This is a genomic window from Solwaraspora sp. WMMB762 (assembly GCF_049179115.1).
Classification (GTDB): domain Bacteria; phylum Actinomycetota; class Actinomycetes; order Mycobacteriales; family Micromonosporaceae; genus Micromonospora_E.
The window spans coordinates 296,339-319,565 of record NZ_JBMHMD010000001.1; the positions used below are offsets into that span (position 1 = coordinate 296,339).

Below are 23,227 nucleotides of genomic sequence, written 5' to 3' on the forward strand. Positions count from 1 at the left end.
CCGCATGTTCACAGAGGACGACGCCCGTCGCCGTGACGCCGCCGACCCCGGGCACCGCGACCTGTTCCACATCCCGCCGGCCACCGGCGGCGACCACCCCGACGTCGCCTACTTCGCCGGCAACTCCCTCGGCCTGCAACCGAAGGCCACCCGCGCCGAGCTGCTCGACGACCTCGACGACTGGGCCCGGCTCGGCGTCGAAGGCCACCTCGAAGCCGGCCGGCCGTGGCTGCCGTACCACGAACTGCTCACCGACACCGCCGCGCGACTGGTCGGCGCCCTGCCCAGCGAGGCCGTGGTGATGAACTCGCTGACGGTCAACCTGCACCTGTTGATGGTGTCGTTCTACCGGCCGTCCGGCGACCGTACCCGGATCGTCATCGAGGACTCGGCGTTCCCGTCGGACAGCTACGCGGTGCGCAGCCAGGCCGCCTTCCACGGCCTTGACCCCGACCGTACGGTGGTCCGACTGCGGCCGCGCCCCGGCGAGGACACGCTGCGCACCGCCGACGTCGTCGACTACCTGCGCACTGACGGTGACCGGGTGGCGCTGGTGCTGCTCGGCGGGGTCAACTACCTCACCGGCGAGCTGCTGGACATCCCGACCATCACCGCCGCCGGCCGGGCCGCCGGCGCGATCGTCGGCTGGGACCTGGCGCACGCCGCCGGCAACGTGCCGCTGCGGCTGCACGACTGGGGCGTCGACTTCGCCGCCTGGTGCTCCTACAAGTACCTCAACTCCGGGCCTGGGGCGCTGGCCGGCGCGTACGTGCACGAACGCCACCACGGCGATCCGACCCTGGCCCGCTTCGAAGGCTGGTGGAGCACCGAGCCGGCCACCCGGTTCGAGATGACCCCGGTGTCGCGGCCACCGGCCAGCGTCGACGCCTGGCAGATCTCCAACCCGCCGATCTTCGCGATGGGTCCGGTCCGTACCTCGTTGCAGATCTTCGACAAGGTCGGCATGGCGGCGCTGCGCGAGCGCAGCGAACGGCTCACCGGCTACCTCGAACAGCTGCTCGACGAGACCCTGCCGGGCCGGCCGGTCAGCGTCGTCACCCCACGGGATCCGGCCCGACGCGGCTGTCAACTGTCGCTGCGCATCGGTGGCGGGTCGGGTGCCACCGGCGGCGGAGCACACGCGTTGACCGCCCGGCTGCGCCACGAACACGGGGTGATCGCCGACGCCCGCGAACCGGACATCGTCCGGCTCGCCCCGGTGCCGCTGTACTCCACGTACCACGACTGTTGGCGGGCCGCCCGGGCGCTCGCCGCGACCCTCCCAGCGAAAGGCGGCGACGATGTCTGAACGCGCACCCGTCGCGGTGGTCGGCGCCGGCCTGGCCGGCAGCCTGCTCGCCTGCTTCCTGGCCCGCCGGGGCCTGCCGGTCACCCTCTACGAGCGCCGACCCGACCCGCGACGCGGCACCGCCGAACGCGGCCGGTCGATCAACCTGGCGTTGTCCGAACGCGGCCTGGACGCGCTGCGCCGCATCGGCCTGGCCGACCAGGTGCTCGCCGACGCGCTGCCGATGCCCGGCCGGATGATCCACCCGGTCGACGGCGAACTCGACTTCCAGCCGTACAGCGCCGACGGGCAGCGGGCGATCAATTCGATCAGCCGGGGCGCGCTCAACAACGCCCTGCTCGACGCCGCCGAGGCCGCGCCCGGGGTCACCGTCGTGTTCGACCACCGGCTCGTCGGCCTCGACCCGGACACCGGCGAGCTGACCTTCGACACCCCGCAGGGCACGGTCCGCGCGGACGCGCAGGTCGTGCTCGGCGCCGACGGCGCCGGTTCGGCGGTACGCGGCCAACTGCTCGCCCACGGCCTGGTCGACGAGAGCCTCGACTTCCTCGACTACGGGTACAAGGAGCTGACCATCCCGGCGGTCGGCGGCGACTACGCCCTCGACCCCGGTGCGCTGCACATCTGGCCGCGCGGCACCTCGATGATGATCGCCCTGCCGAACCCGGACCGGTCGTTCACCTGCACACTGTTCTGGCCGACCGGCGGTACGTCGAGTTTCGCCTCGCTGAGCAGCCCGGCGGCGATCGAACGGCACTTCCGTACCCACTACCCGGACGTGCCGCCGCTGGCACCGGACCTGGTCGACGACTACCAGCACAACCCGGTCGGTCTGCTCGGCACGGTGCGCTGCGACCCGTGGCAGGTCGGCGGCCGGGTGGCGCTGCTCGGCGACGCCGCCCACGCGGTCGTGCCGTTCTACGGCCAGGGTGCCAACTGCGCCTTCGAGGACGTCGTCGAGCTGGACCGCTGCCTCGACGACACCGGCGGCGACTGGGCGGCGGCGCTGCCGCTGTACCAGTCCCGCCGCCAGGACAACGCCGAAGCGATCGCCCAGATGGCCCTGGCGAACTTCGTCGAGATGCGCGACAAGGTCGCCTCTCCGACGTTCCAGACCTTCCGCAAGGTCGAACACGCCCTGGAACGGGCGTTGCCGGGGCGCTACGTGTCCCGGTACGAAATGGTCTCCTTCACCACCATCCCGTACGCCGAGGTCAGGCGTCGGGTCCGCCGCCAGCACCAGGTGCTGGCGGCGGCGGTGGCCGGGACGGCGGCGCTGTTAGTAGGGGCACTCGGCGCCGCCGTCCACCGGCTCGTCCGGAAGGGACGCTCATGACCCTGTGGCACCCCGACCTGTACGTCGGCCGGCCGGCCGCTGACGGTCCCGGCCTGCTGCGCAGTTTCGTCGGCGGCCGGTTCGTCGACGCGGGGAAGCGGTTTGCGAAGGTGTCGCCGGTGTCCGGGGAGACGGTGTTTGAGGTGGCGGAGGCTGACTCCTCGACGGTTGACGCGGCGGTGGTGGCGGCGCGGTCGGCGTTGCGCGGTCCGTGGGGTGGGATGGGCGAGCGGGACCGGGCGGCGGTGTTGCGGGCGGTCGCCGACGAACTGGACCGCCGGTTCGACGACCTGGTCGCCGCCGAGGTGGCGGACACCGGCAAACCGGTCAGCCAGGCCCGAACCCTGGACATTCCGCGCGGGGCGGCGAACTTCCGGGCGTTCGCGGAGATCGCCGCGACCGCGCCGACGGAGTCGTTCACGACGGTGACGCCGTCGGGTGGTCGGGCGTTGAACTACGCGGTCCGTAAGCCGGTGGGCGTGGTGGCGGTGATCGTGCCGTGGAACCTGCCGCTGCTGCTGCTGACCTGGAAGGTCGCTCCGGCGTTGGCGTGCGGCAACGCGGTTGTGGTGAAGCCGAGTGAGGAGACTCCGGCGTCGGCGACGCTGCTGGCGGAGGTGATGGCGGCGGTCGGCGTGCCCGACGGGGTGTTCAATGTGGTGCACGGCTTCGGGCCGGGCGCGGCGGGGGAGTGGCTGACCACCCACCCGGGGGTGGATGCGATCACCTTCACCGGTGAGTCGGCGACCGGGTCGGCGATCATGCGGGCGGCCGCTGACGGGGTGAAGGCGGTCTCGTTCGAGCTCGGCGGCAAGAACGCCGGGCTGGTCTTCGCCGACGCCGACCTGGACGCCGCCGTCGCCGGCTCGGTGCGCTCATCGTTCACCAACGGCGGCCAGGTGTGTCTATGCACCGAGCGGCTGTACGTGCAGCGGCCGGTCTTCGACGAGTTCGTCGACCGGTTGGCGGCTGCCGCCCGCGACGCCCGGTGGGGTTGGCCCGCCGACGAGACGATCTCGACGATGCCGCTGATCTCCCACGGCCACCGAGACAAGGTGCTCGGCTACTACGATCTGGCCCGCGCCGAGGGCGCCGACGTACGAGCTGGTGGTGGTGTGCCGGCCTTCGGCGACGCCCGCGACGGGGGCGCGTACGTGCAGCCGACCGTGTTGACCGGGCTCGACTCGTCGGCGCGGCTGGTGCGGGAGGAGGTGTTCGGCCCGATCTGTCACATCGCCCCGTTCGACACCGAGGAGGAGGCGTTCGCGCTGGCCAACGACTCCGACTACGGGCTGGCCGCGACGGTGTGGACCCGCGACGTGGGGCGGGCGCACCGGGCCGGTGCCCGGCTGGACGCCGGCATCGTCTGGGTCAACACCTGGTTCCTGCGGGACCTGCGCACCCCGTTCGGCGGAGTGAAGGCCTCCGGGGTGGGCCGGGAGGGCGGCGTGCACTCGCTGGACTTCTACTCCGAGTTGACCAACGTCTGTGTGGACATGTCATGACTGTGGACATCGGGGCGGCTGTCGCGGCGCTGACCGGGGCAAACGACACCGGGGTGCCGTGTGCGCCGCTACGGGACCGGCTGCTGCCGGTCGGTGACGTGGCCGCCGCGTACGCGGTGCAGCGGGAGTTGGTGGCCGGCTGGACAGGCGCGGGCCGCCGCCGGGTCGGCGCGAAGATCGGCCTGACGTCGCCGGCGGTGCAGGCCGCGTTCGGCGTCTACCAGCCCGACTTCGGGGTGCTCTTCGCCGACATGGCGGTGCCCGACGGCGACGAGGTCGACCTGGGCGGGCTGATCCAACCTCGGGTGGAGGCGGAGGTGGCGTTCGTGCTCGGAGCCAACCTGCCGGACGGGCCGGCGACCGTGGTCGACGTGCTGCGGGCCACCGACTTCCTGCTACCGGCGATCGAGATCGTCGACTCCCGGATCACCGACTGGGACATCTCCATCGTGGACACGGTGGCGGACAACGCCTCGTCGGGGCTGTTCGTGCTCGGTGACCGGCCGGTGCCGCCCGCCTCGGCGGACCTGCGCGAGTGCGGCATGGTCCTTGAATCCGCCGGTGAGCCGGTGTCGGTCGGTGCCGGTGCCGCCTGCCTCGGCAACCCGGTGCACGCCGTCGCCTGGCTGGCCTCGACCATGGCCGCCGCCGGGGATCCGCTGCGGGCCGGCGACGTCGTGCTCTCCGGCGCGCTCGGCCCGATGGTGCCGGTCACCCCAGGAGCGGCGTACGAGGCACGCATCGCCGGGCTCGGCACGGTGCGGACCAGATTCAGCGCGAAACCGGCCGACCGGTCGGCCGACGGCGAGTCAGGGGAGGGGTCGTAGTGGGTGTCGGGGTGGCGGTGATCGGGTCGGGCAACATCGGTACCGACCTGATGATTAAGGTGCTGCGGTTGTCGGAGTCGCTGGACATGGTGGCGATGGTCGGCATCGACCCGGGATCCGACGGGCTGGCCCGCGCCCGCCGCCTCGGCGTGGCGACCACCGCCGACGGCGTCGACGGCCTGGTCGCGATGCCCGAGTTCGCCGACGTGCGACTCGTCTTCGACGCCACGTCGGCCGGCGCGCACCGGCGCAACAACGAGATCCTGCAGGCGCACGGCCGGACCGTGGTCGACCTGACGCCGGCCGCGGTCGGCCCGTACGTGGTGCCGCCGGTCAACCTGGACGCGCACCTGGCCGAGCCGAACGTCAACATGGTCACCTGCGGCGGGCAGGCCACCGTACCGGTCGTCGCCGCCGTCGCGGCGGTGGCCCCGGTGGCTTACGCGGAGATCGTCGCCTCGATCGCGTCCCGCTCGGCCGGCCCTGGGACGCGGGCGAACATCGACGAGTTCACCCAGACCACTGCCCGCGCCCTGGAGGTCGTCGGCGGTGCCGGCAAGGGCAAGGCGATCATCGTGCTGAACCCGGCGGATCCGCCGCTGCTGATGCGCGACACCGTCTACTGCCTGATCCCGGCCGGCGTCGACACCGGCCGGGTGGCCGACTCGGTGGACGCCATGGTGGCATCGGTCGCCGAGTACGTGCCCGGCTACCGGCTCAAACAGGCCGTGCAGTTCGATCCGGTCGACACCTTCGTGCCGGCCCTGGGCAGCCACTTCACCGGTGTCCAGGTGTCGGTGTTCCTCGAAGTGTCCGGTGCCGGGCACTACCTGCCCGCGTACGCCGGCAACCTCGACATCATGACCTCGGCGGCGCTGCGCACCGCCGAACGTCTGGTCGCCCTCCGGGAAGGGGTGCGGTGATGACCCGGCTGTACATCCAGGACGTCACGTTGCGCGACGGCATGCACGCCATCAGGCACCGGTACACCGTCGACGAGGTCCGGGCGATCGCCGCCGCGCTCGACGCCGCAGGGGTCGACGCGATCGAGGTCGCCCACGGCGACGGCCTGGCCGGCTCGTCCGTCACCTACGGCCACGGCGCGGCGTCGGACGCCGACTGGATCACCGCCGCCGCCGAGTCGATCAGCCGGGCGACGTTGACCACGTTGCTGCTGCCCGGCATCGGCACCATCGACGACCTGAAAGCGGCCCGCGACCTCGGCGTCACCAGTGTGCGGATCGCCACCCACTGCACCGAGGCCGACATCGCCGCCCAGCACATCGGCTGGGCCCGCGACAACGGCATGGACGTGGCCGGCTTCCTGATGATGTCGCACATGAACACCCCCGAAGGGCTCGCGCAGCAGGCCAAGCTGATGGAGTCGTACGGGGCGCACTGCGTCTACGTCACCGACTCCGGCGGCCGGCTGCTGATGACGGATGTCGCGCAGCGGGTCGACGCCTACCGGCAGGTGCTGGACCCGGGCACGCAGATCGGCATCCACGCCCACCACAACCTGTCCCTCGGCGTGGCGAACAGCGTCGTCGCCGTGCAGCACGGCACCACCCGGGTCGACGCCTCCCTCGCCGGCATGGGCGCCGGGGCCGGCAACGCCCCCCTCGAAGTCTTCACCGCCGTCGCCGACCTGCACGGCTGGAAGCACGGCTGCGACACGTTCGCGCTGATGGACGCCGCCGAGGACCTGGTCCGGCCGTTGCAGGACCGGCCGGTGCGGGTCGACCGGGAAACCCTGTCGCTCGGCTACGCCGGCGTCTACTCCAGCTTCCTGCGCCACGCCGAACGCGCCGCCGACCGCTACGGCCTCGACGTGCGGTCCATCCTGATCGAACTCGGCCGGCGACGGATGGTCGGCGGCCAGGAAGACATGATCACCGACGTCGCCCTCGACCTCGCCGACGCCGCGAACACCGCCCACGGAGGTGTGCAGTGACCAGCGTGAAGGTCGACGCCGCCGAGCTGGCCGCCCGGCTCGACGAGGCGGCCGTCACCGGCACTCCGATTCCGCAGCTCGCCGACGCCCACGGCGTTGACGTCGACGCCGCCTACGCGGTGCAGCAGGCGCTGATCGCCCGCCGCACCGGCCGGGGCGAACGCCTCGTCGGCGCCAAGATGGGCCTGACCAGCCGGGCGAAGATGGCCCAGGTCGGCGTCGACTCCCCGATCCTCGGCCAGCTCACCGACACCACGCAGGTGCCCGACGGCGGCAGCGTCGACATCTCCGGACTGATCCACCCCCGGGTCGAACCGGAGATCGCCTTCCTGCTGGACCGGCCACCCACCCCCGGGATGCCGTTCGCCGACGCGGTACGGGCCGTCGCCCCCGCGCTGGAGGTCATCGACTCCCGGTACCGCGACTTCACCTTCTCGCTGCCCGACGTGATCGCCGACAACACGTCCGCCGCCCTGTTCACCGTCGGACCGTGGCAGCCGGTCCCGGACGGCGTCGACAACCTCGGCGTACTCCTCGACATCGACGGACACACCGTGCAGACCGGATCCACCGCCGCGATCCTCGGCGACCCGCGCCGGGCCCTCGCCGCCGGCATCGCCCTCGCCGACCGGCACGGCCCGGCCCTGCGGGCCGGGTGGATCTTCCTGGCCGGCGCGGCCACCGCCGCCGTCCCCCTCCCACCCGGCGCCCACGTCCGGGCCACCGTCCAGGGGCTCGGCACCGCCGCCTTCACCACCACCGGAGGTACGCGATGACCGCGCACCTGGTCGCTGGCAAGGCCACCCCACGCGGGGCGTTCCCGCACGTCAAGGTCGCCGGTGGGTTCATTTTCGTCTCCGGTACGTCCAGCCGCCGCCCCGACAACACCATCGCCGGGGCCAGCGTGGACGAATACGGCACCACCACACTCGACATCCGGGAACAGACCCGCGCGGTGATCGCCAACATCGCCGACCTGCTCGCTGCCGCCGGTGCCGGCCTGACCGATCTGGTCTCGGTCACCACGTACCTGGTCAACATGAACGACTTCGGCGGCTACAACCAGGTCTGGGCCGAACACTTCGACCACACCGGACCCACCCGCACCACCGTCGCCGTGCACCAACTGCCCCACCCGCACCTGCTCATCGAGATCCAGGCTGTCGCCGTGGCACCGGCCGACGCCCCCACTCGGAAGGAGTGACACCCGTGAGCGACATCGCCGAACCGGTCAACTTCCCGCACTGGGTCAGTGAGAACGAGCATCTGCTCAAGCCGCCGGTGAACAACAAGCAGCTGTTCCCCACCGGCGACGATTTCATCGTGCAGGTCGTCGGCGGCCCCAACCAGCGCACCGACTTCCACGTCGACCCGTACGAGGAATTCTTCTACCAGGTCAAAGGCAACATGCACGTCAACCTGATGACCGACGACGGGCCGCAGACCGTGCACATCCGCGAAGGCCAGATGTGGGTGCTGCCCGGATTCGTACCGCACTCGCCGCAACGCCCGGAGGCCGGCTCGATCGGGGTCGTCATCGAACGGGTCCGCGAGGAGGGCACCCTGGAGAAGTTCCAGTGGTACTGCCTCGACTGCGGCAACCTGGTGCACGAGGTGGAGTTGCAGGTGCGCGACATCGTCGCCGACCTGCCGCCGGTCTTCACCGCCTTCTACGGTGACGAGTCCGCGCGTACCTGCGACAAGTGCGGCGCGCTGCATCCGGGCAAGGGCTGATCGTCGCCGTGACCGACGCCGGGCAGACCATCGACGTCCACACCCACCTGGTGCCCAAGGGCTGGCCGGATCTCGCTGCCACGTGTGGCGGGACCGGCTGGCCGTGGCTGCGGGTCGACTCCGAACGCGCCGCCATGATCATGGTGGGCCAGACGGAGTTCCGGCCGGTCGGCCCGCAGACCTGGGACCCGGCCACCCGGCTGGCCGACATGGACGTCGACGGGGTGGACGTGCAGGTGGTCTCCCCGACGCCGGTGTTCTTCGCCTACGATCGCCCGGCCGACCAGGCGGTCAAGGTGGCCCGGATCTTCAACGACCTGACCCTTGAGGTCACCGCCGCCGGTGGCGGTCGGCTGATCCCGTTCTGCCAGGTGCCGTTGCAGGACCCGGACGCCGCCTGCGCCGAGCTGGACCGCTGCCTGGCCGCCGGCCACGCCGGGGTGGAGATCGGCAACCACGTCGGCGACCGTGACCTCGACGACGCCGGCATCGTCGCCTTCCTGCGACACTGCGCCGACGTCGGCGCGCCGGTGTTCGTCCACCCGTGGGACATGCCGGACGGGCCACGGCTGGACCGGTGGATGGCGCGCTGGCTGTCCGGCATGCCCGCCGAGACCCACCTGTCGATCCTGGCGCTGATCCTCGGCGGCGGATTCGACCAACTGCCCCGGGCGCTGCGGATCTGCTTCGCGCACGGCGGCGGCAGCTTCCCGTTCTGGCTGGGCCGCGCCGACAACGCCTGGCACCGCCGGGGCGACGTGGTACGTGGCCGCTCGGCGCACCCGCCGAGCCACTACCTGGACCGGTTCTACGTCGACTCGGTGGTGTTCGACCCGGCGGCGCTGCGGCTGCTGGTCGACACGATGGGTGCCGACCGGGTGCTGCTGGGCAGCGACTACCCGTACCCATTGGGGGAGCGGCCGGTCGGCGCGGTGATCGACAAGGCGGGCTTCCTCACCGCCGACCAGCGGGCCGCCGTGCGCGGCGGCAACGCCCGCCGCTTCCTCGAGTCGGGGGCGGGCTGAGTAGTGCCTGCAGGATCGTGCCTGAGCCGAGGGCGGTTGTGGCCACGAGCGCGGCGCTGCCGCCGATCTCCACGTTGTAGACGATGTTGAGGTGCCATGGTACGAGTCCCGGTGTGCTGAATCCGGCGAGCACGATGAACGTACAGCTCAGGGCGAGAACCGTCGGCCCGATGCGGGCGATGGCCCACCAGAGGCCCAGCACTGTGCACCAGGTCGTGAAGAAGGCGACCATGTCGATGGACGGATGGACCAACGGGGAGGCGAGCCATGGGCTCAGCAGACCGACACCGGTGATGCCGACCACCCAGATCGCGTGTGCGGGCTGACTGCTGCGGGACCGGGTCGCCTCCAGATGCGGTGTCCGGGAGGTCAACGTGCCGGCGAGAACACCGGCTGGCAGGAGCAGGAGAATCACGGCGACCGTGTCCAACGCCGCGCTGCCCGGTGGGGCGAACTGCAGGCCGGTGGCCGAGACCGTGAACCGTGATGCGGCTGCGATGAACAGCCAGATCAGCATGTAGCCGACGAGCCCGCGGACGGTAACGCCCCGCGCCGTCGCAAACGCGCGGAGAGCGAACGCAGCTGAGGTTAGGTGCGGACGGCTCACCGGGCCGGAACGGCCGTGCAGGTCAGAACCGACTCGGTTGACTCGCTGAACCATTCCTGTCGTTCCTCCTCGACCAACCGGACGAAGCTGCCGGCGGTACGCGCCGCCTCCTCGTTCTCGATCAGGATCGAGTCGAGGCTCGGCTCGCCGGGAAAGTTCGTGCCGTCGGTCGGCAGACCGTGGCTGGTGAGCCACCAGTGGTAGAGCGCGGCAGCGGTGGTCAGCCCGACGTCGTCGGCTGCCGTCGGCCTCGCCATGCAGGGCGCAAGGAAAAGTGCGAACCCGACGTTGGCGGTGAGCGTCGCAGAGTCGATCTCGTGCGCGGGCGAGGTGTTGCGCTTCACGATGGGCACGATGACCCGCCGGGCGTCGGGACCGGACCCGGGAAGGTCCGCCCCCGGGGCGGCGAGGTGTTCGTCCATCACGACGACCATGGTGGACAGCTCCAGACCTTGCACCGGCTGTACGGATGTGACGATCTCCCGTTGATACTCGGGCAGAATGTGGTCGTGTGCCCGGTCGACGCAGACCCGTGGCTGTTCACCCGAGCAGGCGGCGGCGTACGCCGCCGGCACTTCGATCCGCGTACCGAGGGAGAGTAGCGCCACGGCGGCGGACAAGCTGGCTACGACGGCGCTGGCGTAGGCGAGGCGTAACGCGTGGAGCGACAAGCCGAGAAGAGCGACACCGAGCATCATCCAGAGCACCGCACGGGACACCAGAAGCTCAGCCGGAAGCCTGAGGTAGGTGCGATCCACCTGATCTGTCCATAAAAGATCCATGTACGCGATCTGGCCGCTGTACGCCTCGGCGTACACCACAGCCATGTAGATCAGGTACGGGGCGACGGCCGCCGCGACCGGAGCGATCCTCGGCGGAGCCAGCCGCCCGAAGAGGGCGCCGATTCCCACCGCCAGCGGCACCGACGCGGCAGTCGGGAGCAGTTCGATGATGTCGAGTCCACCGTGCGTCGCGCTCGTCGCGGTCGCTGCGGCAACGTATCCAGTCACCACGGCGTAGCCGGCCAAACTCCCGGCCGCCACCGTGACTAGGCCGGCGAGGTGGATCCGAGCCTGGGAGCGGGACGACGCACGCAGCAGGTCGTCGTACCCTCGGCTGCGGGGTGCCGCGAGGATCAGGGCGGTGGCTCCGGCAGCGATGCACGCGCCCCACACTCCTGCCCAGCCGATCACGACGCTGCTGTTCGCCCAATGGCCGGACCACCGTTGCGACTTCGACGCCACCGAGGCGATGCCCTGGATGATGGTGATCCCCGCGACGCCGAGGAAGAGGGCGATCCGTCCCGCTGCGAGACGGCGGGAGACGATCATGACACGGCCCGGTCGAGTACGATCTGGAACCCTTCGCGGAGCGCCGACAGGCCCTGCTGCTGCGACAGTCCGGCCAGATCGTCGATGGTGCCCGTCCACTGGACGCTACCCCGGTCGATGACGACGACCCGGTCAGCCAGCGCCTCCACGTCCTCCAGCAGGTGAGTAGCGATCACCACCACCCGCTCCGATCGAATGCGTCGGACCAGGCCGTGGAACGCGTCCCGCTGCTCGGGATCCAGGCCGGCTGTGGGCTCGTCGAGGACGAGAACCTCAGGCTCGGCGACGAGTGCCGCCGCCAGCCCGGCCCGACGTAGCTGCCCACCGGAGAGCGTCTGTAGAGGATTCCGTGCCTGGTCGCTGAGGCCCGTGGTCGCCAACGCGTCAGCCACCTGCCTGGTCAGCTGTCTGCCGGGTACCTCTTTCAGCCAGGCCGCGTACGCCACGAACTCTGCGGTGGCCATTCGGGGCGGGAATCCGAACGTCTGCGGGAGCCACCCGATGCGCCGCAGCACGGCGCGGGTTGCCCGGCTGTGGCTGCCCTGAGCTGAGCCGTTCAGCCGGACCTGCCCGCCGCTCGGGACGGCCGCACCGGCCAGGATTCGGATCAGGGTCGTCTTGCCAGCGCCGTTTCTGCCGAGGAGCACGGTCGCCCCCGGCTCGAAGGTCGCACTGACGCCCCTGAGCACTGGCTTGGAGCCGTACCGGAACCCGATCTGATCAACCTCGAGCATGCTGCCCCCGAATACTGGTGCTGGCCCGGATCTGTCTGAGCTGCGAAGAACCCTTCGGCGGCGGTGCAGCATCGCCTGCAGTAAACGCCACACGTCCGCCTGCCGAGAGGTCGCGGCAGGCGGACGCAACTTGGCCCGCAAGAATGCCATCTTAGCCGATCTGAGTGGCCAGCCGACACGAGCTCTGCCTGTCGGAGCGAACCGTGGAGTCATGGGCTACTGTTGACTCGGCGGGTGGTGTCTCGCCGTTGCTGGATCAGCCAGACTGAATCCGGTCAGGGCCTGATTGTCGTGGACCAAGAGCCGCATGTGTCCGGCAGGTTGTTGATGTCCCGGCAGACCCGTGCTTTCACGCCTTCGAAGCTGCAGGGCCACAGGCCGATGCTCGCGCTGATCGTGCCGCCTCGGGTCACAGCGGTCGTTGACGTGGTGTTGCTGGTGTAGCGGCCGTAGGTGGAGTCGCCGCAGTTGTTGATGGCCACTTGTCCCGAGTAGTAAACTGCGTTTCCCGAGGTCGATCGGAGGTTGCCGGTCAGGGTGGCACCGTCCGAATACCAGGTGCTGACGTTCTGTACGCCGGAACCGTCGTTCGATGAAACATTGACGGCCAGTGCAGTCGCAGGTGCGAACAGGGCAATGGCCGTCAAGCTGAGTACAGAGATGATCTTCCTCGTCAGTCGCATGTTCCCCGCCTTTCTCCGCGAATATTGACATCGGTCACACTGTCTGGTTTCCGGTTCTACGACAAGTCCGTAGAGAAGGTGCTCGCTGACTGTCATCTTGTTGATCGTCACGCTAACCAGTGATGTGGGTTAGGTCGTAGGTGTCATGTCTCGGCCAGGGTCAGGTTGCTGCCGGCGGGTGCCCGGCGGCGACCTGCTGGAGCAGGGTGGCGAGTTCGTGCAGCAGTTGTGGCGGGCAGTCGGCGAACGGGCTCGCCTCCAGCGTCGCCGCGATGATCTCCTGGCGTACCTGTCGGCCCTTGTCGGTGAGGGCGAGCACCCGGCCGCGTCGGTCGGTGGGGTCGACGCTGCGCTCGACCAGTCCGCGCTCGATCAGCTGGTTGGCGATGAAGCTGAGGTTGGGGGCGTTGCAGTACAAGCGCTCGGCGAGCGCCTTCATCGACGGTGCCGGCGCGGTCGGGTCGATCGCCCAGAGCGCCTGGGCGGTCGCGTTGGTCAGCCCGTGGGCGGCCAGGGCGGGTTCGAGTCGGTCGCTGGTCGTCATGAAGATCTCGTGGTTCGCGCGGATGGCGTCGACGAGGTCCGTGTGGTTCACCCGTCGACGGTACCACTTGCGCTTCGAGTCTCGAACTATTACGGTCTGAACCGCTTCGAGTCTCGAAGTATGACGTTGGCGCTGAGGAGTCACACCATGTCCCAACTGGCCGAACCGCTGGCACTGCGCAGCGGGCAGGTTCTGCCGAACCGGATCGCCAAGGCGGCGATGGAGGAGTTCCTGGCCGTCGACGGCCAGCTCCCTGGGCCCGAACTCGTCACGCTCTACCGGCGGTGGGGTGGTGGCGGAGCCGGGCTGCTGATCACCGGGCACGTCATGGTCGACGAGCGGGCCCTCGCCGACCCCTCCGACGTCGTACTCGTGGACCGTACCCCGCTGGAACCGTTTCGACGCTGGGCGGCGGCGGCCACCGCTGGCGGCGCCCGCGCCTGGATGCAGATCAACCACCCCGGCCGGGTCGTCTACGCGGACATGCCAGGGCTGGCCTGGTCGGCGTCGGACATACCGGTCAGCATCGGGCGGCTGTCCCGCTTCTTCGCCCAGCCCACCGCGATGACGCCGGAACAGATCGACGAAGTCGTCGCCCGGTTCGCCCGGACCGCGCAGCGAGCCGTCGAGGCCGGATTCGACGGGGTGGAGATCCACGCCGCCCACGGCTACCTGATCAGTCAGTTCCTCTCCCCGCTGACCAACCGGCGGACCGACCACTGGGGAGGTGAACTGCGCAACCGGGCCCGGCTGCTGATCGACGTGGTCACCGAGGTCCGGCGTCGACTGCCCGACGGCGCGGCGGTCGCGGTCAAGCTCAACACCGCCGACTTCCAGCGCGGCGGCTTTGACCCGGACGACGCCAGGCAGGTCGTCGGCATGCTCGCCGACACCGGCGTCGACCTGGTCGAACTCTCCGGAGGGTCGGTGGAGAGCCTGGCCACCAACGGCTACCCGGCGGACGGACACACCCTCGCCCGGGAGGCGTACTTCCTCGACGCCGCCGCGACGATCATCCCGCAGGCCCCGGTGCCGGTCATGCTGACCGGTGGCGTCCGCCGCCGCGCCGTCGCCGAGCGGGTACGCGCCCAGGGCACGGCGGTCGTCGGAGTGGCGACGGCGCTCGCTGTGGACCCGGAGCTGCCGCGGCGCTGGCTGCGCGGCGAGGAAGCAGCGGTCACGGCCCTGGGCCCGCGATGGAAGAACAAGCACCTGGTCTCGGCGGCCACCCAGGCCGTCGTGCACTGCCGGCTCCGCCAGGTCGGGCGAGGATCCGCCGACCCCGGCCGGGCGGACCCGGTCGTTTCCCTCATCCAGGAGCAGCTCCAGCGACGCCGGTCGCTGCGGCGCTACCGCCGGTGGTTGGCGGAGCCGGTCAGCGTACGGACGTGGTCTTGGCCAGGGTGACGAAGGCGGACCAGGCGGCGGGGGCGAAGGTCAGGGTACCGCCGTCGCGGTCCTTGGTGTCGCGGACGTAGACCCGGCCGGGAACGTTGTCGGCGACCTCGACACAGTCACCGCCAGCCGGGTTGCTGCGGGTCGACTTGCGCCAGCGAGGGGTGGTGCTCAGCTCCATGTCTGCACCGCTTTCAGGATCATGTCGTGGGACTCCTCGACAGGCAGAGCATAACTGCGGACACCCTCCCAGGACCGCTCCAATATCTGCACGTCGGCCGGGTTGCTGATCACGTCGCCGCCGAAGTGGGAATCGACGTAGCCGAACACGTGATCGTCCACGGTCGCCATCGCGAACGACCCGTTGAGCCCGTGGTAGGCGTCGGCGCTGCCCGGCACCACGTGCACCCAGATGTTGGGGCGCGCCGCCGCTTCGGCGAGACTGCGCAGCTGCTCGGCCATTTGCTCCGGCGTGCCGACCTGGCGGTGCAGCACGCTGCGGTCGATGACGGCGATGAACTCGGCCGGGTCGTCGGCGCGGGTGAGCACCTGCTGGCGGGTGAGCCGGTTCGCCAGCCGGGTCGGCACGTCGTCGACCGGGCCGACGCGCAGCAGTCGTTCGGCGTACTCCCGGGTCTGCAACAGGCCCGGGACGACCGCGAGCTGAAACGACCGCAGCAGGGTGGCCCGCTCCTCCAGCTCGGCCCACGGGCGCAGGAAACCGGCGAACGACATCCCGCGCGCCTCGGCGCTGGCGCGCTGCACCCGGTCGCCGCTGCCCAGCACGTCGTCGAGGATCTTCGCGTTCTGCTGCACCGGGACCAGACGGCCGTTCTCGTAACTGCCGATCGACGACGCGCTGAGCTGGATCAACGCGCCGAGCTGCTGCTGGGAAAGCCCGCGCTCGGTGCGCAGTGTGCGAATGATGCGGTGCACCTCGTGCATTGTCGGATCCCCGATCTGCTGATGGTGGGGCGGTGCGTCGAATGCCACCCCTACCTCTATCAGTACGACGGATCGGAGTCCATGATGGAGATCGGATAAATTCCGGATAGTTTGTGTGATCGATATCGGGTGCTGTCGGGTCTTGTGTCTTATCGGGTCGGCTGTGCGTCGAGCCGGGCGACCCGGCGGGGCCCGGCGGTACGCCGGTAGCTGGCGTCGAGCAGTTCGCCGATCTCCGCCCAGTCGGTGTCGTCGGCCAGGTCCACCCCGACCCACCCGGAGGCGGCCAGGTACGCCGGGGCGTAGCAGCGCGGCTCGGCCAGCAGCGCCGCCCGCTCGTCCGGGTCCACCAGCACCAGTACGGAGTGATCATGCTGCTGGTAGACGCCGTCGACCTTTACCGAGCCGCCGTAGTAGGCGAACACCTTGGTGGTGTAGAACGCCGGATGCCCATGCGAGATCTTCTCGGCGGCGTCGGGGAAGGTCAGCGCGAGCCGGCGTACCTCGGCGAGCAGCGGGTCGGCGTCGTCGAACATGATCGGATGCGGCATAGCGGTAGGTAATCACACCCGGCTGACACTTCGGCCCCGGTCACCGAGCCGGCCGGGCGTGCTGGTGCGGGAGGGTCGGCCGGTCCGGGCGGGCCGCGACCGGGATCTCCAGGACGGTGACAGCGGCACCGTCGCCGTCGACCAGATGGTCCTCCGTCGTGGGACCGGCGACCGTCAGGTACTGGCGGGGCAGCCAGGCGAACAGGTCGAGTCCGGCGCGGACCACGCCGGTCGTCGGCGGCACGACGGCCCGGACGACGGTACGCGCGGGCAGGTCGAGCCGCTCGCCGGGCCCGTCGGTCGTCACCGCCGCCCGGAAACCCGTCCCTGGTCGGCCACGGAGCCAGGTCAGCAGGACCGTCGGCGGCTGCTGTCGACACAGCGCCGCCAGCTCGGCGGGATCGGCGACCCGTACGTGCCGTACCCGCAGCCGGCGGGCACCGACCCGCGCGACCTGCGGCAGCACCGACGCCGTACCGGCGAGGTGGTCCTCGGCGGCGACCACCGTCGCCGTACGGGCGGCGATGTCGTCGCGGAGCGCTGCCACGGTCTCGACCAGGGCCTGCCGCAGCTGGGCGTCGGGGGCGTCCAGCAGGTCGGCGATCCGGCGCAGCGGCAGCCCGACCTTGTCGTAGTGCCGCAGGGTCCGCTCGGAGACCCCGACCATGCGCGCCACCTCACCGATCCGCCACACGCCGGTGTCCTCCTGCCCCCGCAGTCTTGACTCTGCCCCTGCGGCAGGGTTCTAGCGTGCCGCCATGAGTGCCGTTGAAGGCGATTCCGCCGCCCGGCTGACGGGCGTACTGCTGCTGGGATCGTTGCTTGCCATGCTCGCCGGTGTCGGCATTGTCGTGCCATCCGGGTTGACCCTGAACCCGGCCGACCCGGCCGCCGTGCTGACGGCGGTGCACGCCCGGGTCGAGCTGCACCTGATCGAGCTGGCCCTCGACGTGATCGGCTGGCTCGCCCTGCTCGCCGCCGGTCTGCTGCTGGCCGCGCGACCCGACCGTCCCCGCGCCCACCTGTCCGTGCTGGCCGGTGGGCTGCTGGCCGGGCTGCTCTGGGTCGCCGCGACCCTGGCGGCCGCGTCCGGCATCGCGTTGTCGACCGGGCTGCGCCGTGCCGGGGTGGCCGTCGCAGTGTCCGGTGCCGCCGCTGTGGTCCTGCCCTGGACCACCGGGACTGACGGCCCGTCGGCAGCTGCGGAACAGCTCGGCTATGCCCTGCATCTACCGGTGATGCTCTGGTGGGGCGCGCTCGGCTGGCGGCAATGTCGATGCCGGCGGGTGCGCCGTACGGCGACAATGCCGGTATGAACGACAAGGTATTGGTCAAATTGAGCAAACGGATGTCGCTGGCGCTGCGTCACGCGCCCGACCGGTTCGATCTCGAACTGGACCCGGCCGGCTGGGTCCGGGTGACGGACCTGCTCGACGCGCTACGGATCACCCGGCTGCAGCTGGACACCGTCGTCAAGCGGGACAGCAAGCAACGGTTCGCACTGCGCCGCGACCCCGACGGCACTGAGCAGATCCGGGCGAACCAGGGGCATTCGGTCCCGATCGACCTGGGGCTGGTCGCGCTGCCTCCGCCGGAGCGGCTCTACCACGGCACCAGCGCGGCCGCGCTCGACTCGATCCGGGCCACCGGGCTGCACCGGGCCCGCCGCCACCACGTACACCTGTCGGCGGACACCGACACGGCCCGCCGGGTCGGTGCCCGGCGGGCCGGTGGCGTCGTGGTCCTCACCGTCGACGCGGCGGCGATGGCCCGTGCCGGGCACCAGTTCTACCGCAGCGCGAACGGGGTGTGGCTCACCGACACGGTGCCGCCCGACTACTTGGATATCTGAGCGCCGACGCGGGCCTCGATGGTCGCCATCAGGTCGGCCGGCAGCACACCGGCGGACGCCGCGGCCAGGCATTCGCGCAGCTCGGTCCGGTTCTTCACGCCGAGGACCACAGTGTCGACGCCGGGCATCGACAGCGTGTACCGGTGGGCCAGTGACGCGGCGGATTCGCCCAGCTCGCGGGCGAGTTCGCGCAGCGGCGCGGCTCGCCGGAAGTCGACCATGGTCGGATGCTCCGGCGGTAGGTCCCGGTCGACGGCGTCGGTGAACGCCCCGGCCGCGACCGCACGGATGCCCATCACCCCGACGCCGTGCCGGCCGGCGGCCGACAGGATGTCGCGCGGCCGGGAGCCCTCGCCGCCGGGCATCAGCAGATCGCCGGGGGAGTCGAGCAGGTTCGTCACACACTGGGCGACCGCCGGGGACGGCTGATCGCCGAGCACCCGGATGATCACGTCCGGCTCCTCGACGGCGGTGATCCCCCACGCGCCGATCCGGCCACGGCGTACCAGGTCCTCGAACGCCGGCCGGACGGCTTCGGCGAACAGGCCGGCGGAGGTCACCCCGGTGGTGCCCGGCGCGGCCTGCGCCACGATCGGGTTGTGCAGCAGTAGTGCGTCGACGAACGACAGCCGCATCCGTTGCAGGCTGTCGTCGAGGGACTTCTCCAGCAGGGCCGCGACGTCACCGGCAGCCGGGTTGCCGAGCCCGCATTTGGTGACGACACGTACGCCGGCCGGCAGGCTGCCGTCGAAGGCGGCGCCGACCACCCGTTCCGCTTCGCCGTCGCCGTAGCCGGGAGCGACGTCGAGGAGGTCGATGCCGGCGTCGACCGCCTCCCGTACGGTCGCCACCGCCTCGTCCCGGTCGGTGACGCCCCAGACCTGGCCCAGCCCGCCCCCACCGAGGGTGAGGACGCTGACCGGTCCGACGCTGCCGAGAGGCCGCTGTTCCATCGTCATGTGCTCCTTCCGATGATCCTGTTGCGACTCAGGATTGCACCTGGAGCGCGCTCGAGGTCAACCGTGGACCGGCTCGGTCACCTATGAGGTGATCGGTGTGCCAGCCGTCGGCCAGGTTGCCGGGAGGGTTGGCCGAGACGAGTCATCTCCGTCTGTTCGAGATTCCCCAGACATTGACTAGTATCACAGAGATGGCGTCGTAGACATCGAGGCTAAGCAATGATTAACGGTCGGAAAGGGACAAACGCATGAATGGTTTCGACAGGCGAATGGGTGGACTGATCAGTCGGTCGCTCCGTCGGCTGACGGCTGTCGCTCTGGCTGTCACCGTGGGGCTCTTCGTGCTCCCGGCGACAGCGGCGCAGGCTGCCACGTGGCGGTCGGCGACATCCACCGGATGGGGGCCGAGCCCGGCCGCCGGCCAGCAGAACGCGGCGAACAACGCCCGCGCGGCGCTCACCTCGCTCGCCGCAAACCTCGGCGAGACCTGCAGCAATGTCACGGTCTCTACGCCGCGACACCTCTACACCGCGCCCGACGGCTCGGCGTACGTCTACGAGGCGACAGCCACCGGCTACTGCGTACCGGCCCCGCCGCCACCGTCGTACACCGTTGCCCGCTCGGCTACCCGGCAGGGCAGCGGTGCCACCTCGACCAGCGCGATCCAGAACGGGGCCCAGGCTGCTCGCGCTGACATTCTCGCCGTCGGCGTGGCCTGCGCGAACTGGGCGACGAATGCCAGCAATGTGTTCACCGCGCCGGACGGATCCTGGCACGTCTACAACGTCACGGTCAGCGCGCTCTGCACGAACTGACAAGCCCCGGCATTCGGCAGGCTCGGGTGCGACACAGCGCAACGCACTCGGACAGTCGTCAGCCCATCGCTGTCGACGTGACCGCCTGTCCGTAGATCAGCGCGCCCGCCCGTAGGATCCGGGGCTGTGGACCCGGCGCTCGGCACACTCACCGGGCAGCAGCGGTCGTTGTTGGACCGCTGGCTGCCCGGCGCGAGCGTGGAGCGGGACCACAGCTGGGGCCTGGTGGCGACCACCGTCCTGGAGGTGACGCATGCCGGGTCGCGGTTCATCGTCAAGGCCGGCGGTGACGGCGACCATCACCTCGCCCGCGAACTGCACGCCCACCGGCACTGGCTGCGCCCGTGGACCAGGATCGGCCGCGCGCCGGCGTTGGCGTACGGCAGTGCCGAGGCGAAGCTCCTGGTCACCCGGTTCCTGCCGGGTGAGCTGGCGCTGGGCAGCGGGCACGCCGACGACCCGGACGTCCACCGGCAGGCCGGCGAACTGCTGGCGATGCTGCACGCCCAGATTGCCGTCACCGACGATGACCACGAGCGGCGGGAGAACGACAAGTCGCTGTCCTGGCTTGCCGGCCCGCACCGGATCGACGACGACACGGTACGGCGGTTGCGCGCCGAGATCGCCAGTTGGCCGACGCCGTCGGCGACCCTGGTGCCCACCCACGGCGACTGGCATCCGCGCAACTGGCTCGTCGACGGTGGCGTGGTCAGTGTCATCGACTTCGGCCGCGCGGCGCTGCGCCCCGCGTACACCGACTTCGCCCGGCTGGCCGTCAACGACTTCCGTCGTACTCCGGCCCTCGAAACGGCGTTCCTCGACGGCTACGGCACCGACCCGCGTACGGCCGACGCATGGCACCGCACCCAGGTCCGGGAGGCGATCGGCACCGCCGCGTGGGCCTACCGGGTGGGCGACGACCGGTTCGAAGCCCAGGGCCACCGCATGATCGCCGACGCGCTGAGGGGCCGACCCGATCGTCGGGCATGACCGGAGCCGCCGTTTCAGGTACAAAATTGATCAAACGCATCAACGACCTCATCGTCGACGTGATGCGTAACGGGTATGAGTGCATCGGCAAACCGGAGCCCCTTCGTGGCGAGCTGTCCGGATTCTGGTCCCGCCGGATCGATCGCGAACACCGACTCGTGTACCGGCTCAGTCGGGGAGGTGGTCGGCCAGATCGCACAGGTAATCCAGGGCGGGCTCGATCGACGGCGCGGTGAGCCGGCGCTCCTGCCAGGTCACCAGCGCGTCACCGGTGAGGCGGACCGAGCGGTCCGGATGCTCCACCAGCCAACGCCCGATCTGCGGGTTGAGCAGCGCACGGGCGAACGCGACGTCGTCGGTGGTGACCCGGAACCAGGCGTCGATGTGCGAGTTGCCGGTCGCGAACTCGGTCGTGTCGGTCAGATCGTACCGATTGCTCTCCTGACCGGTCTTCGTCACCTGTACGGTCGGGCCGGACTGCCGCACGGCCACCGCGAAGACCCGCAGGCACGCCTGCACGTTGCCCCAGTCGTTGACTTCCCGCAGCTCGAAACACCAGAACGGCCGCCCCCGGTGGCGTCCGGTGATCGCGTCGCAGGTCGTCGGCGCCGAGATCGGGAAGCTGCCGAACCGGCTCAGCAACTCGCGGTCATGCTGCTGATAGCTCCAGCCACGCTCGTTGACCGAGGTGACCAGGGCCGCCGTGGCGCGCGTGCTCCGCCAGAGTCTGCGGGTGCGCTGGACGCTCAGCCAGATCCCGAGGACGAGCGGGCTGAGAATGAACAGCGACAGGAACAGTTCGAGGTTCATGGCGATCCTCCGGTGCCGAACGTCGCCAGGTGCGGCGGCCCGTGTCGTCGGACCCGCGACCGTCGTAGCGACCACGGTAGCCGGTGGGACGTGTTGCTTGACTTAGTCGGGAAGCTAAACAAAGCTGGAGGGGCGCTCCCATCGACGGTCCTTCCACGGCACCTGCGGTCACCGCTCGGGTGACCGGCAGGTCCAGTGTGACCCCGAAAGGAACGCAGACCATGCCACGAAGAGCTCTCCTGTGCTCGCTGTTCGCCGCCCTCGCCATGGCCCTGGGCCTGGCGGTGACGGCGGCGCCTGCGGCGTCGGCCGCCGACCCGGTCCGGATCATGCCGCTCGGTGATTCGATCACCGCCGGCCCCGGCTGCTGGCGGGCCCTCGTCTGGGACCAGTTGCGCAGCGCCGGGCACACCGACATCGACTTCGTCGGCAGCGCCTCCGACGGCGGTAGCTGCAACTACGGCTTCTCCTACGACCCCGACCACGAGGGCCACGGTGGCTTCTCGGCGGTCGGCATCGCCGACAACAACCAACTGCCGCCGTGGCTGAACGCGGCGGCACCGGACATCGTCGTGATGCACCTGGGGACCAACGACCTGTGGGGCGGCTGGCAGTCGATGGACACCATCATGGCCGCGTTCACCAAACTGGTCGGGCAGATGCGGGCGAACAACCCGGACATGAAGCTCCTGGTCGCGCAGATCATCCCGCATCACGGCTGCACGACCTGCCCGGCCGACACGGTGACGCTCAACAACCGGATCGCCACCTGGGCCACCGGCCTGACCACCGCCCGGTCACCGATCGCCGTGGTGGACCTGTGGACCGGATTCGACGCCGCGACGGACACCGGCGACGGCGTACACCCCAACGACGCCGGGTTCCGCAAGATGGCCGACCGGTTCGCGCCGGCGATCGCGCGACTCCTCGGCACCGTCACCCCGACGCCGACGGTCGCGCCGACCACTCCACCGGTCACCCCGACGCCGACGGTCGCGCCGACCACCCCACCGGCCGGCGGGGACTGCACCGCCACCTACCGGGTGGTCAGCCAGTGGAACGGCGGCTTCCAGGGTGAGGTGAGTGTGCGTAACGCCGGGTCGGCGGCGACGTCGGCGTGGACCACGACGCTCACCCTCGGCGGCGGCCAACAGGTCAACCAGGCATGGAACGCCAGCGTGACCCAGACCGGCTCGATGGTCACCGCCCGCAACGTGAGCTGGAACGGCAGCCTGCCCGCCGGCGGCTCGGCCAGCTTCGGGTTCCTTGCCTCCGGCGTCGGCGACGCTGCGGTGTCGGCGGCCTGCACGCTCAGCTGAGG

28 protein-coding genes are annotated in these 23,227 nt (G+C 70.5%); 17 read left to right on the forward strand and 11 right to left on the reverse strand.

Annotated elements, in window-relative coordinates:
- Nucleotides 1-4 precede the first annotated feature (4 nt).
- The 10 genes from kynU to ACN27J_RS01405 are packed head-to-tail and all read left to right on the forward strand — an operon-like array spanning nucleotide 5 to nucleotide 9,690.
- Nucleotides 5-1,309 carry a kynureninase gene (kynU, locus tag ACN27J_RS01360; protein ID WP_421362605.1) on the forward strand — a complete coding sequence of 435 codons (1,305 nt, stop codon included), beginning with the start codon at nucleotides 5-7 and terminating at the stop codon, nucleotides 1,307-1,309.
- Complete coding sequence (locus ACN27J_RS01365) at nucleotides 1,302-2,645, forward strand: FAD-dependent oxidoreductase (protein WP_421362608.1); 1,344 nt, start codon at nucleotides 1,302-1,304, stop codon at nucleotides 2,643-2,645. Before kynU ends, ACN27J_RS01365 begins: the two co-directional genes overlap by 8 nt.
- Nucleotides 2,642-4,150, forward strand: a complete 1,509-nt coding sequence (locus ACN27J_RS01370) for a 2-hydroxymuconic semialdehyde dehydrogenase (RefSeq protein ID WP_421362610.1) — start codon at nucleotides 2,642-2,644, stop codon at nucleotides 4,148-4,150. Before ACN27J_RS01365 ends, ACN27J_RS01370 begins: the two co-directional genes overlap by 4 nt.
- The gene (locus ACN27J_RS01375; protein WP_421362612.1) at nucleotides 4,147-4,977 is read left to right on the forward strand and encodes a 2-keto-4-pentenoate hydratase; all 831 of its coding nucleotides are present in this window, start codon (nucleotides 4,147-4,149) and stop codon (nucleotides 4,975-4,977) included. The genes ACN27J_RS01370 and ACN27J_RS01375 overlap by 4 nt, the downstream gene beginning before the upstream one ends.
- Nucleotides 4,977-5,900, forward strand: a complete 924-nt coding sequence (locus ACN27J_RS01380) for an acetaldehyde dehydrogenase (acetylating) (protein ID WP_421362614.1) — start codon at nucleotides 4,977-4,979, stop codon at nucleotides 5,898-5,900. Before ACN27J_RS01375 ends, ACN27J_RS01380 begins: the two co-directional genes overlap by 1 nt.
- Nucleotides 5,900-6,931, forward strand: a complete 1,032-nt coding sequence (gene dmpG, locus ACN27J_RS01385) for a 4-hydroxy-2-oxovalerate aldolase (protein ID WP_421362617.1) — start codon at nucleotides 5,900-5,902, stop codon at nucleotides 6,929-6,931. The genes ACN27J_RS01380 and dmpG overlap by 1 nt, the downstream gene beginning before the upstream one ends.
- A 5-nt stretch (nucleotides 6,932-6,936) precedes the next feature.
- On the forward strand, nucleotides 6,937-7,707 hold the full coding sequence (locus ACN27J_RS01390) for a 2-keto-4-pentenoate hydratase (RefSeq protein ID WP_421372070.1): 771 nt from the start codon (nucleotides 6,937-6,939) through the stop codon (nucleotides 7,705-7,707).
- The gene (locus ACN27J_RS01395) at nucleotides 7,704-8,135 is read left to right on the forward strand and encodes a RidA family protein (protein WP_421362620.1); all 432 of its coding nucleotides are present in this window, start codon (nucleotides 7,704-7,706) and stop codon (nucleotides 8,133-8,135) included. The genes ACN27J_RS01390 and ACN27J_RS01395 overlap by 4 nt, the downstream gene beginning before the upstream one ends.
- A 5-nt stretch (nucleotides 8,136-8,140) precedes the next feature.
- On the forward strand, nucleotides 8,141-8,665 hold the full coding sequence (locus ACN27J_RS01400; RefSeq protein ID WP_421362622.1) for a 3-hydroxyanthranilate 3,4-dioxygenase: 525 nt from the start codon (nucleotides 8,141-8,143) through the stop codon (nucleotides 8,663-8,665).
- Nucleotides 8,635-9,690, forward strand: a complete 1,056-nt coding sequence (locus tag ACN27J_RS01405) for an amidohydrolase family protein (RefSeq protein WP_421362625.1) — start codon at nucleotides 8,635-8,637, stop codon at nucleotides 9,688-9,690. The genes ACN27J_RS01400 and ACN27J_RS01405 overlap by 31 nt, the downstream gene beginning before the upstream one ends.
- Here the strand turns inward: ACN27J_RS01405 and ACN27J_RS01410 are convergent.
- The 5 genes from ACN27J_RS01410 to ACN27J_RS01430 form a co-directional block, all read right to left on the reverse strand.
- Complete coding sequence (locus ACN27J_RS01410; RefSeq protein WP_421362626.1) at nucleotides 9,620-10,207, reverse strand: hypothetical protein; 588 nt, start codon at nucleotides 10,205-10,207, stop codon at nucleotides 9,620-9,622. The two genes, ACN27J_RS01405 and ACN27J_RS01410, sit on opposite strands and share 71 nt — an antisense overlap.
- A gap of 86 nt (nucleotides 10,208-10,293) precedes the next feature.
- A complete protein-coding gene (locus ACN27J_RS01415) occupies nucleotides 10,294-11,628 on the reverse strand; it encodes a hypothetical protein (protein ID WP_421362628.1) in 1,335 nt (444 codons plus the stop codon).
- Nucleotides 11,625-12,362 (reverse strand): ATP-binding cassette domain-containing protein, encoded by a 738-nt coding sequence (locus ACN27J_RS01420; protein WP_421362630.1) that lies wholly within the window; start codon nucleotides 12,360-12,362, stop codon nucleotides 11,625-11,627. Before ACN27J_RS01420 ends, ACN27J_RS01415 begins: the two co-directional genes overlap by 4 nt.
- Nucleotides 12,363-12,637: 275 nt before the next feature.
- Entirely contained in the window at nucleotides 12,638-13,156 is a 519-nt protein-coding gene (locus tag ACN27J_RS01425; protein WP_421362633.1) for a hypothetical protein, read from the reverse strand.
- 49 nt (nucleotides 13,157-13,205) lie between these two features.
- Nucleotides 13,206-13,640 carry a MarR family winged helix-turn-helix transcriptional regulator gene (locus tag ACN27J_RS01430; RefSeq protein WP_421362636.1) on the reverse strand — a complete coding sequence of 145 codons (435 nt, stop codon included), beginning with the start codon at nucleotides 13,638-13,640 and terminating at the stop codon, nucleotides 13,206-13,208.
- Between the two features lie 96 nt (nucleotides 13,641-13,736).
- On the opposite strand from ACN27J_RS01430, the gene ACN27J_RS01435 reads away from it, so the two are divergent.
- Nucleotides 13,737-14,996: a hypothetical protein gene (locus ACN27J_RS01435; RefSeq protein ID WP_421362638.1), complete on the forward strand. Its 1,260-nt coding sequence runs from the start codon at nucleotides 13,737-13,739 to the stop codon at nucleotides 14,994-14,996.
- Here ACN27J_RS01435 and ACN27J_RS01440 read toward each other — a convergent pair.
- The 4 genes from ACN27J_RS01440 to ACN27J_RS01455 form a co-directional block, all read right to left on the reverse strand.
- Nucleotides 14,965-15,165: a DUF397 domain-containing protein gene (locus ACN27J_RS01440; RefSeq protein WP_421362641.1), complete on the reverse strand. Its 201-nt coding sequence runs from the start codon at nucleotides 15,163-15,165 to the stop codon at nucleotides 14,965-14,967. The genes ACN27J_RS01435 and ACN27J_RS01440 overlap by 32 nt on opposite strands.
- Complete coding sequence (locus ACN27J_RS01445; RefSeq protein ID WP_421362644.1) at nucleotides 15,156-15,920, reverse strand: helix-turn-helix domain-containing protein; 765 nt, start codon at nucleotides 15,918-15,920, stop codon at nucleotides 15,156-15,158. Before ACN27J_RS01445 ends, ACN27J_RS01440 begins: the two co-directional genes overlap by 10 nt.
- Nucleotides 15,921-16,078: 158 nt before the next feature.
- A complete protein-coding gene (locus ACN27J_RS01450; RefSeq protein ID WP_421362647.1) occupies nucleotides 16,079-16,480 on the reverse strand; it encodes an MmcQ/YjbR family DNA-binding protein in 402 nt (133 codons plus the stop codon).
- Nucleotides 16,481-16,520: 40 nt separating this feature from the next.
- Nucleotides 16,521-17,174 carry a MerR family DNA-binding transcriptional regulator gene (locus ACN27J_RS01455; RefSeq protein ID WP_421362649.1) on the reverse strand — a complete coding sequence of 218 codons (654 nt, stop codon included), beginning with the start codon at nucleotides 17,172-17,174 and terminating at the stop codon, nucleotides 16,521-16,523.
- A gap of 64 nt (nucleotides 17,175-17,238) precedes the next feature.
- Here ACN27J_RS01455 and ACN27J_RS01460 point away from each other — a divergent pair, with 64 nt between their 5' ends.
- Together ACN27J_RS01460 and ACN27J_RS01465 are read left to right on the forward strand one after the other, a co-directional pair.
- Nucleotides 17,239-17,796, forward strand: a complete 558-nt coding sequence (locus ACN27J_RS01460; RefSeq protein ID WP_421362652.1) for a hypothetical protein — start codon at nucleotides 17,239-17,241, stop codon at nucleotides 17,794-17,796.
- The gene (locus ACN27J_RS01465; protein ID WP_421362654.1) at nucleotides 17,793-18,332 is read left to right on the forward strand and encodes an RNA 2'-phosphotransferase; all 540 of its coding nucleotides are present in this window, start codon (nucleotides 17,793-17,795) and stop codon (nucleotides 18,330-18,332) included. The genes ACN27J_RS01460 and ACN27J_RS01465 overlap by 4 nt, the downstream gene beginning before the upstream one ends.
- Here ACN27J_RS01465 and ACN27J_RS01470 read toward each other — a convergent pair.
- Nucleotides 18,317-19,285 (reverse strand): aldo/keto reductase, encoded by a 969-nt coding sequence (locus tag ACN27J_RS01470; RefSeq protein ID WP_421362657.1) that lies wholly within the window; start codon nucleotides 19,283-19,285, stop codon nucleotides 18,317-18,319. The genes ACN27J_RS01465 and ACN27J_RS01470 overlap by 16 nt on opposite strands.
- A gap of 335 nt (nucleotides 19,286-19,620) precedes the next feature.
- Between ACN27J_RS01470 and ACN27J_RS01475 the strand changes: the two genes are divergently transcribed.
- From ACN27J_RS01475 to ACN27J_RS01485, 3 genes are all read left to right on the forward strand, one after another.
- Nucleotides 19,621-20,106 (forward strand): hypothetical protein, encoded by a 486-nt coding sequence (locus tag ACN27J_RS01475; RefSeq protein ID WP_421362660.1) that lies wholly within the window; start codon nucleotides 19,621-19,623, stop codon nucleotides 20,104-20,106.
- Nucleotides 20,107-20,232: 126 nt separating this feature from the next.
- A complete protein-coding gene (locus ACN27J_RS01480; protein WP_421362663.1) occupies nucleotides 20,233-21,096 on the forward strand; it encodes a phosphotransferase in 864 nt (287 codons plus the stop codon).
- Nucleotides 21,093-21,332 carry a Txe/YoeB family addiction module toxin gene (locus ACN27J_RS01485; protein WP_421362666.1) on the forward strand — a complete coding sequence of 80 codons (240 nt, stop codon included), beginning with the start codon at nucleotides 21,093-21,095 and terminating at the stop codon, nucleotides 21,330-21,332. The genes ACN27J_RS01480 and ACN27J_RS01485 overlap by 4 nt, the downstream gene beginning before the upstream one ends.
- Here ACN27J_RS01485 and ACN27J_RS01490 read toward each other — a convergent pair.
- Nucleotides 21,265-21,906 carry a hypothetical protein gene (locus ACN27J_RS01490; protein WP_421362669.1) on the reverse strand — a complete coding sequence of 214 codons (642 nt, stop codon included), beginning with the start codon at nucleotides 21,904-21,906 and terminating at the stop codon, nucleotides 21,265-21,267. The genes ACN27J_RS01485 and ACN27J_RS01490 overlap by 68 nt on opposite strands.
- 221 nt (nucleotides 21,907-22,127) lie before the next feature.
- Here ACN27J_RS01490 and ACN27J_RS01495 point away from each other — a divergent pair, with 221 nt between their 5' ends.
- Nucleotides 22,128-23,225, forward strand: a complete 1,098-nt coding sequence (locus ACN27J_RS01495; RefSeq protein WP_421362671.1) for a cellulose binding domain-containing protein — start codon at nucleotides 22,128-22,130, stop codon at nucleotides 23,223-23,225.
- Nucleotides 23,226-23,227 lie beyond the last annotated feature (2 nt).